Source organism: Bradyrhizobium sp. AZCC 2262 (assembly GCF_036924535.1).
GTDB lineage: Bacteria > Pseudomonadota > Alphaproteobacteria > Rhizobiales > Xanthobacteraceae > Bradyrhizobium.
The window spans coordinates 3978180-3994159 of record NZ_JAZHRT010000001.1 but is presented as its reverse complement, the minus strand read 5'-3'; the positions used below and the strand labels follow the sequence as shown (position 1 = coordinate 3994159).

Below are 15980 nucleotides of genomic sequence, written 5' to 3'. Positions count from 1 at the left end.
TGTCATGCTGGGCCGGCTCAATCATGTCGCGATCGCGGTCAAGGATGCGGAGAAGGCGGCCAAGATCTATGGCGGCGCGTTCGGTGCGGAAATTTCCGGCGCGGTGCCGCTGCCGGAGCACGGCGTCATCACCGTGTTCGTGACGCTGCCCAACACCAAGATCGAGTTCATCCAGCCGCTCGGCGAGGCCTCGCCGATCGCCAAATTCGTCGAGCGCAACGCCGACGGCGGCATTCATCACATCTGCTATGACGTGCCCGACATCATCGCCGCGCGCGACAAGCTGATCAGCGAGGGCGCGCGCGTGCTCGGCGACGGCGTGCCGAAGATCGGCGCCCATGGCAAGCCGGTGCTGTTTTTCCATCCCAAGGACTTTTCCGGCGCGCTCGTCGAAATCGAACAGGCCTAGAGTCTCATGGCTTACAGCGTCTCCACCGCGCTTGCGATCTACTTCGTGCTTTGGTGGGTCGTGCTGTTCGTGACCCTGCCGTTCGGCGTCCGCAGCCAGCACGAGGACGGCGAGGGGGCAGCCGGCACCGATCCGGGCGCCCCTGTCATGGCGAGGATGGGCTGGAAGTTGCTCTGGACCACGCTAATCTCAGGCGTGATTTTCGGCATCGGCATGTGGGCGTATTATCAGGGCTATCTGAACATCGAGCGGCTCTCGAAGCTGATGGGGCTGCCGTTCTAGGGAATTGAGCACAATGCGGCGCAGCGTCGTTCCAGTAGGTTTGCTGCTTGCATCGATCGGCGGCCAGGCTGCCGCGATGGATCAGTCCGCCATGGAGGAAACCAATTGCCTGATGGCTTGCGATGCCAATCAGGAGCATTGCGGGGCCGGGCAGGTTTCCCAGAACAAAGGCCATTCGTTCGCTGCCAATCCTTCGCAACGGAAAACCAATGCGTCCCCGGTCCCGGCCTCTCACCGCCTGACTGGGCTCTCGACGACCCATGAGAGGGCACAGTCTCAGCCAAGCGCGGGCAAGCGCTAGTCTGCCGGGGGAACAGGAATGACTATTCAAAGAATTTTGCTGGCGCTCGTGGTCCTGCTCGCCGCAGGGCTCGCCGGGTCGTTCTACATGAACTGGAAGACGCTGGGGCAGCTTCGGACGGTGAAGGCCTTCGTGGAGGGCTCGGTCTTCGCCGATGCGGTCGCCGCCTGCGAGAGGGCGCAGAGCACTACCCCGTTCAAATGGACCGGCGGCAAGCAGACCGCCGTCATCGGCGTGAGTTCGGTCAAGCTCGACAAGGACACGATCATCCCGAGCTACACGCTGGTCGCCGACAGCGTCTTTTGCGATTATGATCCGGTCAAGAAAAGGGCCAATATCGGTTCGAATTTCCTGGAACGGGAATAGGTTCGGTCGACAAGAGATGCGTGAATTGCCGAATGGCATCGGAAGAAGCCGCCCGGATCATTGATCTGTACCAGCGCAAGGCGCGGGACTGGATCGAGCGTCGCGGACGCACCAGGTTGTTTGAAAAATCCTGGCTCGACCGTTTCCGGGCGCTGCTGCCACCGGCTAGCCCGATCCTCGATCTCGGCTGCGGATCCGCCGAGCCAATGGCCCGGTATCTGATCGAGCTTGATCATCCCGTCGTTGGCGTCGATTCGTCGCCGGCCATGATCGATGTCTGCCGGCGGCATTTTCCCAAACAGGAATGGGTCGTCGCCGATATGCGCAAGCTTGCCCTGCAGCGGAAGTTTTCCGGCATCCTGGCGTGGGACAGTTTCTTTCACCTCTGCTACGACGACCAACGCAACATGTTTCCGGTGTTTCGCGAGCACGCGTCGCCCCAGGCGGTGTTGATGTTCACAAGTGGCCCGACGCATGGGGAGGCGATCGGAAGTTTTGGGGGCGAGCCGCTGTATCATGCGAGCCTCGACCCCGCCGAATATCGTTCATTGCTGGATCAGAACGGGTTTCGCGTGGCGTCGCATGTCGTTGAGGACCCCGACTGCGGCGGCCACACCATCTGGCTCGCGCAGCTCATTTGAGACGCCAGGGCAAATGCGGACGGTGAACGCTGGTCGCTGACCGCATTTTGCGATTATGATCCGGTCAAGAAAAAGGCCGATATCGGATCGAATTTCCTGAAGCGGGAGTGCGTGGGACCTCCCGTACCGGCATGGGGGGTCAGGCGGCGATGAGTTCACAGCAGCGATCATTGGCTGATCCCCGGCAGGACGAATATCGAATTCTTCATGAAGCCGACCTGCGGGACTATCTTGCGGGGCTCCCGGCGGTCGCGGCCCGGCTTGGCGGCGCGCCGGCTTCCTGGTCGATCGGCGAGGTTGGCGACGGCAACCTCAATCTCGTCTTCATCGTCAAGGGAGCCGCGGGCGGCATCGCCGTCAAGCAGGCGCTACCCTATGTGCGCCTCGTCGGCGAAAGCTGGCCGCTGCCGCTGTCGCGCTCGCATTACGAATATCTGGCGCTGACGCATCAGGCGCGGCTGGCGCCCGGCCTGGTGCCGGCCGTGCTGCACCACAACGAGGGGCTCGCGCTCGTCGTCATGGAGTTGATCGAGCCTCATATCATCATGCGCAAGGGGCTGATTGCCGGCACGCTCTATCCGCGCTTTGTCGGGGACATCGCGACCTTTCTGGCGCGCACGCTGTTTTTCTCTTCCGACCTCGCGATTCCTGCAGCCCAGAAGAAGGAGGGGATCGCGGCGTTCGCAGGCAACCATGCGCTGTGCAAGATCACCGAGGACCTGATCTTCACCGATCCCTACTGCGTGGCCGAGCAAAACCGCTGGACACAGCCCTGGCTCGATTCGACTGCGGCCGCCTTCCGCGGGGACCTCGATCTCCACGTCGCGATCTCGCGGCTGAAACTGAAATTCCTGAACGCACCGGAAGCGCTGATCCACGGCGATCTCCACACCGGCTCGATCATGGTGACGGAAGGCTCGACGGTCGTGATTGATCCCGAGTTCGCGTTCTACGGACCGATGGGGTTCGATCTCGGCGCCGTCATCGGCAATCTCCTGATGAGCTATCTGGCCTCCGCCGGCCACGAACGCTCGCCGGGCGGACGGCGGCTGTTCGAGGTCTGGGTGCTGGAAACGATCGAAAACGTCTGGACGGAGTTCGCCCGCGCGTTCCTTGATCTCTGGCGAACGGAAGCCCACGGCGACGCCTACCCCCGGACGCTGTTTCCCGGCGTGGGCGGTGCGGCGCGACTGGAGGTCGAGCGGCAGGCCTATATGGCGCGGCTGTTCGGCGACACCGGGGGATTTTCGGCAGCAAAAATCATCCGCCGCATTCTCGGGCTGGCGCACAATGCCGATTTCGAACTGATCGAGGATCCAAAGCAGCGGGCCATCTGCGAGGCGCGGAGCCTGCGGCTCGCGCGTACCATGATGGTGGAGACGGCGTCGTTCCGCAGCATCGGCGACGTGACCACGGCAGCACGGGAGGTCCGCGGCTGGCAGCCGGATTTTGGTTGACGGCACTCGGCGAGGACGATTGCGCTAAGTTGGCACTATTTCATGAGCCGCAGCAGAGCCCGGCCGGCAGGTGATCGCAATTCCTTGGCATCCAACGTTCCATCCTTGTCTGGATTGGCTGCGTTGAAGCGCTGCTCCACGACAGCAAGATACTCGTCCAGCGTCAGCGTACCATCATGGTCGGGATCGGCTGCAGCGAACTCCTTGGCACTCAATCTGCCGCGTAACTCACGCGCATCGAGTGTGCCATCCCGATCCGGGTCTAATTTGGCAAACATTGCCGACGCTGCCTTCTTCACCTCGGGCAGGTCGAGGGTACCATCGTTGTCGGAGTCGAACATCTTGATCGGGTCGGCGCGGTCCTTCGCCAAGGCGGGACCAGAGAATGCCACAGCAGCGGCCAGCGCTAGACCAACGAATGGGCGTGAAATCATGTTCAGATCTCCCAAGCAAAGCCAGTTGCAGGTACATGCACCAATAAATGGTCGCGCTATCGGTTCCAACCGCTAGGCGCTGGACTAGTAGGAGCGTTCCCCGGACGCAGCGTAGCGCGCCGCGCTTGCGGTGTGATGCACTGTTGGCGAAGCGCTGCGGTGGATCTTGGCTCCGCAGAGTAGCGTTGCCGGACGATGCTGCGCATCGCCCAGGCTGCACCGCGTCCGGAACACGGAGGGCACCCTTGCAGCGCAACCCTATTTGAGCACGTCGGCCTGCAGCGGCAGTCTGATCGCGTTGTCCTCGGCGACCGATGGGGCCGGCGCCAGTTTCACGCCGGTATCGAAGAAGTCGGTGCCGTTCTGCGAGAAGCGCAACTGCTTCCCCCGGTGCCTGGTGAAGAACTGGGGGTCGGAGACGGTGAAATAAATCCCGTCGGCGTACTCCCAGTATTTCGAGACAAGCTCGTCATTAACGTACAGCGCCCAGGCCATCGACGTGACCGGAGGCTTGGCTTTGAGCTTCACCTTCACAACGTAGACGGCCTTCGGCTCTGTCGCGCCCATATGCGCAACTGCGGCGCGGTCGGTTTCGGTAGGTTGCGCGGCGATGACCTCGACCGCTGCGACTTTCGGTGGCTCCGGTAGCGGCATGACGATACCTCGAATGGAATATTTTCAGTTAGTGAACTGCAAATCGCCGGTGTAAACAACGCCCGTCTGACGCCGGTCGAATACCAAGGCGATGGCGCGAAGGTCGCTCGGGTCCACACCGCATTCAACGAGCCGGGCCACAGGCAACCGCAGCGTCTGCATCACGATCTTGGCCGGTCCAAAGGGCGGCGGGTCGGGGAACAGCAGCCTGTGGAGGGAACTCGCTGGAAAGACGGCGGTACGCGAACCGCTGGAAACCTCAAGGGTGAAATCCTGGTCCCGATTTGCGGTGTTTGCGGCCTCATTGGACTGACCCACGCGAAGGGCTAGCACCTTGTAGCGTTCAGCGGGCAGCGTGGCCGGATCCACCTGCAGCAGCAGCCGGGAACCGGCGGCGTTCCAGGCCAGGCGGACCGTGATGGTCGTCGTGGCGGCGCCGCCGACCAGTGCCGTGAGTTGCCGCGTTGCCACCACGCCATCGGCCGCGACGGTGCCCTGTAGTGGAAGCGAGACTACCAGTGGCCCGAGACCTTCCTGATTGTGCTGAACGAAGATGCGCTGGGGATCCTGATATTGCGAGACCAGCTCGGTGCCGGCGGGATCCCACGCGGTGGCCACAGCGTGATCGTGCAGGACAGCGAAGTATTCGTGGCGGTCAAGGAGGACGGCGAGGGCGAGCGCGCCGAGATGAACCTTGGCGATCTGCTCCTGGCTGGGCCGCGGCATCGCCACACCCGGTGCGGTCTCCGGCGCCCAAACGCTGTTGAACTGGTTGTGATTGGCCTTGTGCACCCACAGCGTGGCCTTGAATTTGCCGTCAGAGACCGTCGGGTTGGCCAAGTCTACGGCGTGGGCGCGTTCGTAGGTATGATAGCCCTCGAAGGTGAAGACGTCCGAGTCCTTGCTGCCGTGAATAATGAAGTAGGAATCCGGGACGACGGTGGGTCCCGTGACGGGGACGAATTGCCGATCCGTAGGGGCGATGGCCGCCGCTGCGCTCAGTGCGAAGCGGTATGGGCCAAGCCCCGCGGAGCCATCGAGGACAACGGGGCCAATTGCGGCCAGCCGGTTGAAGAAGGAAGCGTGTCCGACGGCCTCGCCGCCACGCGAATGGCCGACGATCAGAATCCTGTTCAGGTCCACCTTGCCGTGCAGCGGATGCCCGGACGTGTTGTTCCAGTTCCGAAACTGTTTCAGGTGTTCGAGATGGACGACGGCCCGCGCGTCGTTCTCGCCGAAATTGGATCCGTTGAGAAAGTTGACATCAATCGTCGCTGCGATGATCCCGTGTGACGCCAGCAACTGGCACAGATAGAGGTAGCCGGGCGTGGAGTTCTCGAATGGACTGTGGTTGCCGTGCGCGAACACGGCGAGCGGGAAGGGTCCTCTTCCGCGCGGAATGCAGATATGTCCGTTGAGGGGTACGTTCGTGTTGGTAAAGGGCCACGGCGTCGCGGCCCCCAGATTGGCGAACGCTGAGACATTGATGCGCCCCGTGAGGTAGGCCGGGTCCGGGTTATTGTAGATCACGTACTGGGACAAGGCCGCTGGATAGGCGAGAGGCGGCGAGCCGTAGATGAGGGTGTCGAACTCTTCACTACCGGGGAGGCCCGGATTCCTGAGTTCTCCAGTTTCTTGCGCGACGGTCATGCTCTTTCCTTACCCTCGCTCAACGGATTGACGGGTGAAATGGTCAGTGCAAATTGGCTGGCCGTGATCGGCGGCATGTCGCGAGTCGCTTAAACTGCTACCCGATCACCAGCGCCGCCGGGATACATCGCATCGTAAATTGCTTTTGGAGCTTCATGGTTTTCAGTGCGGAGCAGCATTGCTTCCGCATTTGAGTGAGGCGCGCATTGCAATATTGGCGACAACGCAGGTCGAATATGACTGGCATGATCGAACCTCGTCATTTGACCGTCTCTTTACCACGTGTCTTGCCGTGCGAGAGTGATCCAGATTACAGCCTGCAGGCGATCGAGATTATTTGTGCGCCGTCTGGTGGTCGGCCCGGGAGTCAGGACGATTCGGAAAGGAAGTGAACCGCTTCCATCGCATGCGCGAAAGTTTAGTCTGCTCCGCCGTCGACAGCCGGGCATGCAAGGTATTTCGAGTCACTTCGGCTCAGGGCCACAAAAGTCGACATCCGGGATGGCTAGCCTGCTTCCCAAAGGCAGACACGCGCAGCTATGCGTTCATGCCTTACTCCGCTGTCCGTTCCCTCAACCGCTGCGCATAGACGTTGATGACGAGCGCCGCCAGCAGGATCAGGCCGCGGATCAGGATTTTCAGGAAACTGTCGATGTTGACGTGGTCGAGCCCGTTGTTGAGGACGCCGAGCACGAACAGGCCGACAATGGTATTGCCGATGCCGCCGCGACCGCCAAACAGACTGGTGCCGCCGACCACGACGGCGGCGATCGAATCCAGGAGATAGGTGTCGAACTCGTTCTGTTGCGCGCTGCCAAAATGCGCGACGCCGAGCATGCCACCGATCCCCGAACAGACCGCCGAAATCACCATGACGCTGCCGAGGATCAGCTTGACGTTGAGCCCGGAATATTCCGCCGCCTCGCGGTTTCCGCCGACCATGTAAACGTAGCGGCCGAACCTGGTATAGGTCAGCACCAGATGGCCGCCGAGCAGCATCGCCGCTGCCACGATCACGATCCAGGGAATGCCGCCGATCGATGTCGATCCCAAGGTCGTAACCAGCGGAGGCACCTTGTAGGCGATCTGCCCGCGCACCAGGAGCGCCGAGATGCCGGCGGCGATCTGCATCATCGCCAGCGTCATGATGAAGGAGGGGATGCCGATCACCGTCAGCCCGAACGCGTTGACGAGGCCGAGCAGCGCGCACAGCGCCAGCGCCAGCAGGATCGCGGCCCATCCGGGCATCGGGACGTTGGCGATGTTGACGTAGGAGTCCTGCAGCGTGAAATAGGCGACCGCAATGCCGGTGACGTTAGCGATGGCGGCGATCGAAAGATCGATTTCGGCGCACAGGATCACGAAGGTGAGGCCGACGGCGATGATGCCGGTGACCGAGATTTGCGTGAGGATGTTGCCGAGGTTGTCCAGCGTCGCAAAGGAGGGGCTGGCGGCGGCGAAGAAGCCGAACAGGCAGATCAGCGTCAGGAACGGCGCGATGTTGCGCATCTGGGAGCGCAGCATTGCGGCGAGCCCGCGAGGCCGCTTGCGATCCGCGGCGACTGTCACGCTTTCACCTGAAGTCATGCCGGCCTCCTCACGCCGCTTCGAGCAGGCGGTCCTTGCTGATCTGTTCGTTGGCAAATTCCCGCACCACCGCGCCGCGCTTGAGCACGATGACGCGGTCGGCGAGCGACAGCACCGTCTCCGGCTCAGTGGAAAGCACGATGATGGCGAGTCCCGTGGCGCGCAAATCCCTGACGATGTGGATGACGTCGTTCTTGGCGCCGACATCCATGCCGCGGGTCGGCTCGCACAGCACCAATAGCCGCGGCGGATAGCTCAACCATTTTGCTAGCGCCACCTTCTGCTGATTGCCGCCCGACAGCATGCCGAGGTCGAGATCGACGGCCGCCGGGCGAATCCGCAACTGCTCTACTTGCCGCGCGGCGATCGAGCGCTCGCGCGACGGCTTGAGCAGCAGTGACGAGATGCGATCGAGGATGCTGATGGAGACGTTCTTGTAGACCGGCTCCTGATGGAACAGCATGTCGCGTCGGCTCTCGGGCACGAAGGCGATCCCGGCGCGGCGGGCGCCGGCTGTGCTGCGGAAGGCTTTTTGTTCTCCGGCGATCGCCAGCGAGCCCTGGTCAGGCTTGAGCTTGCCGAACAGGATCCGCGCCAGTTCGAGCTGCCCGCATCCCATGAAGCCGTAGATGCCGAGCACCTCGCCGGCGCGGGCGTCGAACGAAACCTCGCGCAGGCGGCCGGCCAGCGTCAGCCCGTTTGCGTTCAGCACCACCGGCTGATCGGTCGGCGGCGGCAGCATGATGTCGTGGATGTAGGTCTCTTCCAGCGCCTCGCGGCCCTTGCCGATCATTGCTTCGATCAATGCCGGCTTGCTCGTCTCCGACGCGGCGGCCTCCGCGACTTTCCTGCCGTTGCGGAACACGGTCACAATGTCCGAGACGCGCAGGATGTCCTCGATGAAGTGCGAAATGAAGACGATGCTGGTGCCTTCGTCGCGCAGCCGTTTCAGCGTCGCGAACAGGCGCTCCACTTCGGGCGGCGACAGCGCCGAGGTCGGCTCGTCGAGAATGATGATGCGGGCGCCAGAAGACAGCACGCGGGCGATCTCGATCAGTTGCTGCAGCCCGATCGGCAGGTCGCCGAGCCGCGACATCGGATCGACGTCGATGCCGAACCGCTTCAATTGCTCGCCGGCTTCGCGCGCCATGCGCCGCCATTGCACGAGGCCGAGACGGTTGGTCGGCTGGCTGCCCAGAAACACGTTCTCGGCCACCGTCAGATCAGGCGCGACGCTGAGTTCCTGATGCACCATCGCGATCCCGGCCGCATGCGCGTCGCGCACCGATCGAAAGCGGGTCTCCCTTCCGTCCAGCACGAACCGGCCGGAAAAATCCGCATGCACGCCGGCGATGATCTTCATCAGCGTGCTTTTCCCCGCGCCGTTTTCGCCGACGAGACCATGGATCTCGCCGGCGGTCAGCGCGAAGTCGACCCCACGAAGCGCCTCGACGCCGCCGAAGGCCTTCGTGATGTCGTGCAGTTCGAGGATGGGCTGCTGTCCGCTGGGCATGCTGGCTCAGATCAGGAAGTGGTCCTCCATCCATTGCATGCCGGCCGCATTGGCTTTCGTCACCACCGGGCCGTCCGTGATCACATGCTTCGGGATACCCTGTCCGCTCTTCTCGCCCGCGGTCACCGCGGCGACGCCGGCGATGATGGCGCCGCCATGGATGCGGCAGGACGGGTTGCGGACGGTCGCGAACATGCGGCCCTCGCTCACCGCCTGGATCGCCGGCGGCATGGCGTCGACGCCGCCGATCAGGATGTTGGTGCGGTTGCGCGCCTTCATGATGTTGTAGGCAGCCAGCGCCATGTCGTCATTGTGGAAGAAGGCCGCGTCGATCTGCGGGTACTTGGTCAGATAGGTCTCCCACAGCCGAGCTGTCTTCGAGACGTCCCAATCCGCCGGCTGGGTATCGAGCACCTCGATGTTCGGGAACTGCTTCACGACAGTCTCGAAGCCCTTGGCGCGGCCTTGGGCGCCGGTATGGCCGAGCGCGCCTTGCGTCATGATGATCTTGCCCTTGCCGCCCATGGCGTTGCAAAGCGCCTGCGTCACCGAGGAGCCCATGAATTCATTGTCGGGCGCCAGGAAGGAATGAACCTTGATCTGGTCGAGCGGGGCGATCAGCGTGTCCATGTCGATCACGGGGGTGCCGGCATCAATCATCTTCTGCACGGGCTGGGTCAGCGTGCCGATGCCGAACGCCTGAATGGCGACGAAATCCCATTTCTGCGAGGCCATGTTGTCGATCGCGGCGCGCTGCTTGACCGCGTCGAGCTGGCCGTCGAACCAGGTGACCTCGACATTGAACAGCTTGCCCCACCATTCCGCCGCCTGCTTGCCCTGGGCGCACCACGTGGCCTGCAGGCCTGCATTGGAGAACGCCGCCTTCAGCGGCTTTTCCGAACGCGCCGCTGCCGCCAGCGCCGGGTTGATACCCAACCCGCCGAGCAGGGCGGTTGCCGCGCCGCCAGTCGCCGCCGCTTGAAGAAGATTACGCCTTGTCGTTGAGGATTTCTCAGTCCCGGACATCGCTCGCTCCCTCGTTTGTTATTACCGACGGTGCCGATTGCCCGCACCGCGGATCGAGGCAGTCTTTCACACTAGGTGCATTTGCGCCACCGGCCGACTTGATCGCCAGTATCAATGAGCTTCGGCAGTTTTGCTTGCTTCACCGCGCTGCAACGACGCCTTCGATCTCGCCGAGCAACTTGCGCCACGCCGCATCGATCTCGTCCGACCAGTCCGCCCCGACGATTTCGCGCAGCGTCTGGGCAATTATGCCGAAGAACGCAGCGAACAATTCGCGCGGCGTGCCGTAGGCGTCGTGCGAGGAAACTTCCGCTTCGATCAGGCGGAAGTGGCCGGTGCGTTCTCCGGCAAAATCCAGAAGGGCGTCGATCGTCAAAGCCAGCATCGAACCCTTGACGAGTTCGTTGCCCTCGGTACGGAACATCGTCCGTGCTTCGGGATGTACGTCGAACAGCCGGCGATAGACCAGCGGAGTCAGATCCTCGCAGCGTTCGGCGGCCAGTTCGAAACTTCGCTTGATCGGATTTGACGATGCCATCATTGCCGTTTGCAATCGTCTCGAAAAAGACCTCTCGAAAAAAAAGAGCAGGGCGTCAAGCCCTGCTCAAAAATTGTGTCGACCCTTAATTTCCTCGAAAACTTAGATTTGATCTTGATTGTCGAGGCGACGCTGCTTGTGCGCGTCAGGGCTCCTCCCGAGACTTGGACCACCAAGCTTGAGCCTCTCGGCCAGCCTGAGCCCTGATTGGTAGACCATCTTTTTCATCTTGTCACCATTTTCGGCAACCTTTGTTCAAAATTCCAGCATTCTGCGAAATGATTGGGAATTTGCTACTGATGGTTGTGGATTTAGCTGCAATACCCCCGAGGCTTGGTATCGGGGTAGGGCGCCTTGCCCGCGGCGCAAAATGCATCGCTTTTCGACAAGCTTACTCCTTGAAGCTGCAACATAGTTCCGGGAACCTGATCTCGACTTCGGACTCTCTGGTGATTAAGGTCTGAAGTGGATGGTTCGCGATGCGCCGGCTGAAGAATTTTCTGCCAATTGTCCTGATTGCCTTGGCGGTGCAGATTTTCGCACCGATCGGCGCATGCTGGGCGGCAACCATCGCGGCTTCCGATCCGCTCGCCGGCGCCGTCATCTGCCACGGCAGTGGTGCGCCCGGTACAGGGCAGGCCGATCAGACCGGCCACCGCGCCCATGACGGCTGCTGTTCGGTTTGCAGCGTGCTGCAGACCGGTGCGCCGGTCGATGTGCCGCAGATCGCGGCGATCGCCGTCGAACGGGTTGCCGAGCGGGTGGCCTGGTTCGATTTTGCCTTCCGGCTGACGAACGCCCGCGCCGGATCGCACGCGCAGGCGCGCGCGCCTCCCGCCATTTCCTGACGACCTGGAACACCCAATGATCGGTGCGGCGATTGCCGTGCCGGTTGGTGCAGTCATTCAAGCCGGCCAGAGAGCTGGCGTCAGGAATATCTTATGTATCGTTATCATGCCTTGGGTGGCGCGAGCTTGGCTGTGCTCGGCAGCGCGCTCTCCCTTGTGCCGTACGCCGCGGAGGCCCAGACGGCGTTGCCGGCAGTCACCGTCGAGGCGCCGCGCGCCGCAACCGCCAGACCTGCGGCTCGAAAGCCGGCCGTGCGCTCGTCGGCCCGGACACAGGTGAGGCCGCCTTCGGCAAATCCCGCGCCTGCCGCGTCGCTCACTGCGGGCATCACGCCGAGCGTGGCGCGCGCGCTCCTTTACCAGGCGCCAACCGGCCAGACCGAGACGACCATCGATCGCAGCCAGTTCGACAACCGGCCGGCGGTTACCGTGGCCGACGTGCTGCGCGAGAGCCCCGGCATATCGGTGAAGCAGGGCAATGGTCCCCGCGATATCGGCATCTCGATCCGCGGCTCCAACGCCCGCAACGGTTTTGGCATCCGCAACCTCGTGATCTTCGACGACGGTTTTCCGGTGACGCAGCCGGACGGGCTTTCCCGCAGCGACCTGATCGACCCGCGGGCCTATGGTGCGATCGACGTGATCCGGGGGCCGTCGTCGGCGCTCTATGGCAACTATGCCACCGGCGGCGCGCTCAATTTCCGCACCCGCCCGGGCGGCTCGATCGACGGCGCCGAATATGGCGTCGATGGCGGCAGTTTTGGCTACCTCAACAATTATCTCACCTACGGCAAGAAGGTCGGCAATATCGAGGGCTCGCTGTTTGCGAGTGATGCGCGCGGTGACGGGTTCATCGGCAATAGCTGGTACAACACCCAGACGGTGAATTTTCTAGGCACGTTGCAGGCGACGCCCGACGATCGCTTCACCGTAAAATTCATCAACAACTATCTCGATACCCGCCTGCCGGTCCGGCTGACGCTGGGCCAGTATTACCAAAACCCGTTCCAGCAGGGGACGGTGGCGCTCTTCAACAACGGCTTCAATGGCCTCACGACAACGCTGAGCGCCGATCAGGCGGGGCTCGGTCGGCATGATCGGCGGACCATCGTCGGCGGCCGCTGGGAACATGACTTCGACAACACGACCACCTGGCGCAACCAGTTCGTGTTCGACGACCGCAACATCAGTCAGCCGACCAGTAACACCTGCGCCATCGGCGATTTTCCCTCATACAACTACATGAGCGACGTAACCAAGCGCGGTGAAATCCTCGGCATGGATTCCACCACCTTCTTTGGCGGCTGGTACAATACGCTGGCGTGGTCGAGCGATACGCGATTTCTCCGCCCCGGCGGCAACGCCACGCTCGGTCAGTTGCAAGCCAACGTGCTCGGCGAGCACACCAATTACGGCTTGCGCGCGCGTGAGGAACTGAAGCTGACGCAGTCACTGACAGCGGTTGCGGGCATTGGCTGGGAAACCACCACGCTGAAGGGGCTGAACTCGGTCTACAAGGATCCAGTCACGGGTGGGCCGACGTTCTTCACCATTTCGGCGGATCGCCAATTCCAGAACACCGCGCCCGAATTCGCACTGCTCTATCGGCCGAATACCGAGTGGCAGTTCCGAGGACGCGTTGCTACTGGCTATGGAACACCGCAGGTCGGAAACCTCTTTGTCCTTTCCAACGGTCAAAACGGCAACAACACTCAGCTCCAGACGCAGAAGAACCTGGGCTACGATCTCGGTTTCGACTGGACGCCGAACAGTGCGCTGAAACTCAGCATGACCGGCTTCTACGAATTTTTCCGCAACGAGTTGGTCACCCAGGCGACGCCGGCAAACGCACCGAATACGAGCTTCCAATTCAACGCGCCGAGGTCGGAACATCGGGGGGTGGAACTCGCCGCTGACTGGAAGTTCTATCCAGGCTGGCGCTTCACGGCGGCGTACACCTATCTCGACCAATTCTACACGGAGTACACCGAAGACATCAGAAGTCCCGGCGCGGGTGGGACCCTCTTCAGCTTCAACCGCGCCGGCAACAAGATCCCCGGGATTTCGCCGAACGAGCTAACGGCGCGGCTCGGTTATGATCACATGTGGGGACCGCGGGCCGGACTTGGCGCGTTTGTGGAGGTCCAGTGGAAGGACTCCTTCTACATGGACAATGCCAACTTGCAGAAGGCGCCTGGCTATGAGTTGGTCAATCTCAACGTCCACTACAAGACAGACCTGCTCTCCGACTATTTCAAGTCGTTGAATCTATATTTCGAAATCAGGAATGTATTCGACCGAACCTACATAGCGTCTGCGAACAACATCGGAAACAACGTCAATGCAGCCGGCTTCCAAAGCCCGGCGACCACCGGTTCGATCTACGCGGGCTCGCCGCGCGCGTTCATTGCCGGAATGAAGCTGGCGTTCAAATGACCGGACAACAACGCAGAAGGAGTAAAGCCATGCTGCGAATGAGCTTGCTTGCGACCCTCGCTCTCTCGCTTTGCCAAACCGCAGCGCATGCGCAAATGAGTCATCACCAGCATGCCTCGGAGGCGGCGTGCGAGGAGGTGGAGCTGCGCTGCGCCTCGAAGGTGATGCCGGCCTTTGCGCCGGATGGAACGCTGTGGCTCGCCTGGATGGCGGGGGGCCGGATATCGGTGGCAAGCTCGAAGGATCAGGGGCGCAGCTTTTCGGCGCCGGTTCAGGTAAGCAAGGAAAAGCTCAACCTCGATTGGGGCCCGGATGCGCGTCCCCAGATCGTCGTCGAGAAAAACGGCGGCATCGCATTGGCGTTTTCGATCTTCAGGGACAAGGCGTTCAACGGCCAGGTGCTCGCCACCCGGTCGATCGATGGTGGCCAAAGCTTTGCCGAGTTGCAGCCGATCACCGCGAGTAACGAGAGCCAGCGTTTCGCGGCGCTCGGGCTCGATGCTGATGGCTCGGTGTTCGCGGCCTGGATCGACAAGCGCAACCGCGTACCCGCGCAGCAGGAGGGCAGGAAATACGAAGGGGCAGGGCTGTTCTTCGCGTCGTCAAAGGACGGCGGCGCTGTTTATGCCGAGGCGCGGCTGGCAAGCGACAACACCTGCGAATGCTGCAGGCTCGGCCTGGCATTCGCCGGCCCCGGCCGTCCCGTCGTCGTGTTCAGGAACATCTTCGAAGGCGGTGTGCGGGATCACGCGGTCATGACGTTCGCTGATCCGGCGACACCGGGCGAGCTACACCGCGTCAGTAACGACGACTGGCAGATTTCCGCGTGCCCGCATCATGGCCCCAGTCTTTCGATCTCGCCCGCAGGCACCTATCACGTGAGCTGGTACACCAACGGCAAGGCCCGTAAGGGGCTGTTCTACGCCCGCTCGCAGGACGAGGGCCGAACGTTTTCCGATCCGATTCCGCTCGGCCGTTCCGATCGCAATCCTACGCGGCCGTACGTGCTGGCCGGCCCGCGCGGCGCCACCATGGTCTGGAAGGAGTTCGACGGCGAGAAGACCGCGGTCAACGCGATGATCTCGCATGACGAGGGCAAGAGCTGGTCAAAGCCCGTCACCATTGCCTCGACGACGGACACATCGGACCATCCGCTGCTGGTCAGCGACGGACAGGCGACCTACCTTTCCTGGATGACCAAGGCCGACGGATATCGCCTGCTGCCGATCGGAGACGGATCATGAAACGCTGCCTGCTGGCTGCAATATTCCTCATTGCCTCCCTGGCCGCCGCGCCGGCAGCCGAGACGCCGTCCGAGCTCAAGCCGTTCGTGCGGGGAAGCTGGCAGAACGTGCTGCGTTCGCATGCCGGGCGTCCGACGCTGGTGCATTTCTGGGGCGTCACCTGCGGCCCCTGCAAGGTCGAATTGCCGCTGCTTGGACAATTCATGAAGGACCATTCCGAGATCGACGTGGTGATGATCAGCGCCGACCTCGTTCCGAACCTGCCCGGTGCGGCGCGCGCGATTCTGGAGAAGGCCGGGTTGGGGGCGGCGGAGAACTGGATTTTCAGTGACGGCTTTGTCGAACGCCTCCGGTTCGAGATCGACCCGGCCTGGCAGGGCGAGATCCCGCGCACGCTCCTGATCGCGCGGGACGGAACCGTCACCACGATCGAAGGATCGGCCGAAATACCGGACCTCGAAAAATGGTTGGACCGGCAAAAAGTCGCGAGCGAATAAAGACGCACTCCCGCTATTGTGAATATTAACTTTGCGTACTCAAGTTAAGGCAACAACGGGCCCTGTCGTTCGCTGTGCCCGCCGTACTTCATAAATC

At 62.2% G+C, this 15980-nt stretch carries 17 protein-coding genes; 10 read left to right on the top strand and 7 right to left on the bottom strand.

What is annotated here, in order from left to right; all coding sequences use genetic code 11:
- Positions 1-4 precede the first annotated feature (4 nt).
- The 6 genes from mce (at position 5) to mtnK (ending at position 3456) form a co-directional block, all read left to right on the top strand.
- Complete coding sequence (gene mce, locus V1283_RS19035) at positions 5-409, top strand: methylmalonyl-CoA epimerase (RefSeq protein ID WP_057849481.1); 405 nt, start codon at positions 5-7, stop codon at positions 407-409.
- 6 nt (positions 410-415) lie between these two features.
- Entirely contained in the window at positions 416-691 is a 276-nt protein-coding gene (locus V1283_RS19030) for a DUF1467 family protein (RefSeq protein WP_334387983.1), read from the top strand.
- A 13-nt stretch (positions 692-704) separates the two neighbouring features.
- Positions 705-992 (top strand): hypothetical protein, encoded by a 288-nt coding sequence (locus V1283_RS19025; protein WP_334387982.1) that lies wholly within the window; start codon positions 705-707, stop codon positions 990-992.
- Positions 993-1010: 18 nt separating this feature from the next.
- The gene (locus tag V1283_RS19020; RefSeq protein WP_334387981.1) at positions 1011-1358 is read left to right on the top strand and encodes a hypothetical protein; all 348 of its coding nucleotides are present in this window, start codon (positions 1011-1013) and stop codon (positions 1356-1358) included.
- Between the two features lie 32 nt (positions 1359-1390).
- Positions 1391-1999, top strand: a complete 609-nt coding sequence (locus tag V1283_RS19015; RefSeq protein ID WP_334387980.1) for a class I SAM-dependent methyltransferase — start codon at positions 1391-1393, stop codon at positions 1997-1999.
- 170 nt (positions 2000-2169) lie between these two features.
- Positions 2170-3456 carry an S-methyl-5-thioribose kinase gene (gene mtnK, locus V1283_RS19010; protein WP_334387979.1) on the top strand — a complete coding sequence of 429 codons (1287 nt, stop codon included), beginning with the start codon at positions 2170-2172 and terminating at the stop codon, positions 3454-3456.
- Between the two features lie 35 nt (positions 3457-3491).
- Here mtnK and V1283_RS19005 read toward each other — a convergent pair whose 3' ends face one another.
- From V1283_RS19005 to V1283_RS18975, 7 genes are all read right to left on the bottom strand, one after another.
- Positions 3492-3890 (bottom strand): calcium-binding protein, encoded by a 399-nt coding sequence (locus tag V1283_RS19005; protein ID WP_334387978.1) that lies wholly within the window; start codon positions 3888-3890, stop codon positions 3492-3494.
- Between the two features lie 258 nt (positions 3891-4148).
- Positions 4149-4544, bottom strand: coding sequence for a hypothetical protein (locus tag V1283_RS19000; RefSeq protein WP_334387977.1), 396 nt, complete (start codon positions 4542-4544; stop codon positions 4149-4151).
- A 24-nt stretch (positions 4545-4568) separates the two neighbouring features.
- Positions 4569-6194 (bottom strand): alpha/beta hydrolase family protein, encoded by a 1626-nt coding sequence (locus V1283_RS18995; RefSeq protein WP_334387976.1) that lies wholly within the window; start codon positions 6192-6194, stop codon positions 4569-4571.
- Positions 6195-6746: 552 nt separating this feature from the next.
- Positions 6747-7781: an ABC transporter permease gene (locus tag V1283_RS18990; RefSeq protein WP_334387975.1), complete on the bottom strand. Its 1035-nt coding sequence runs from the start codon at positions 7779-7781 to the stop codon at positions 6747-6749.
- Between the two features lie 10 nt (positions 7782-7791).
- Entirely contained in the window at positions 7792-9294 is a 1503-nt protein-coding gene (locus V1283_RS18985) for a sugar ABC transporter ATP-binding protein (protein ID WP_334387974.1), read from the bottom strand.
- Positions 9295-9300: 6 nt separating this feature from the next.
- Complete coding sequence (locus V1283_RS18980; protein ID WP_334387973.1) at positions 9301-10320, bottom strand: sugar ABC transporter substrate-binding protein; 1020 nt, start codon at positions 10318-10320, stop codon at positions 9301-9303.
- Between the two features lie 139 nt (positions 10321-10459).
- Positions 10460-10861 (bottom strand): globin, encoded by a 402-nt coding sequence (locus V1283_RS18975; protein ID WP_334387972.1) that lies wholly within the window; start codon positions 10859-10861, stop codon positions 10460-10462.
- A 476-nt stretch (positions 10862-11337) separates the two neighbouring features.
- On the opposite strand from V1283_RS18975, the gene V1283_RS18970 reads away from it, so the two are divergent.
- The 4 genes from V1283_RS18970 (at position 11338) to V1283_RS18955 (ending at position 15883) form a co-directional block, all read left to right on the top strand.
- On the top strand, positions 11338-11706 hold the full coding sequence (locus V1283_RS18970; protein WP_334387971.1) for a DUF2946 domain-containing protein: 369 nt from the start codon (positions 11338-11340) through the stop codon (positions 11704-11706).
- A 93-nt stretch (positions 11707-11799) separates the two neighbouring features.
- Positions 11800-14142 carry a TonB-dependent receptor family protein gene (locus V1283_RS18965; RefSeq protein WP_334387970.1) on the top strand — a complete coding sequence of 781 codons (2343 nt, stop codon included), beginning with the start codon at positions 11800-11802 and terminating at the stop codon, positions 14140-14142.
- Between the two features lie 29 nt (positions 14143-14171).
- Entirely contained in the window at positions 14172-15386 is a 1215-nt protein-coding gene (locus tag V1283_RS18960) for a sialidase family protein (protein WP_334387969.1), read from the top strand.
- Entirely contained in the window at positions 15383-15883 is a 501-nt protein-coding gene (locus V1283_RS18955) for a TlpA family protein disulfide reductase (protein ID WP_334387968.1), read from the top strand. Before V1283_RS18960 ends, V1283_RS18955 begins: the two co-directional genes overlap by 4 nt.
- Positions 15884-15980 lie beyond the last annotated feature (97 nt).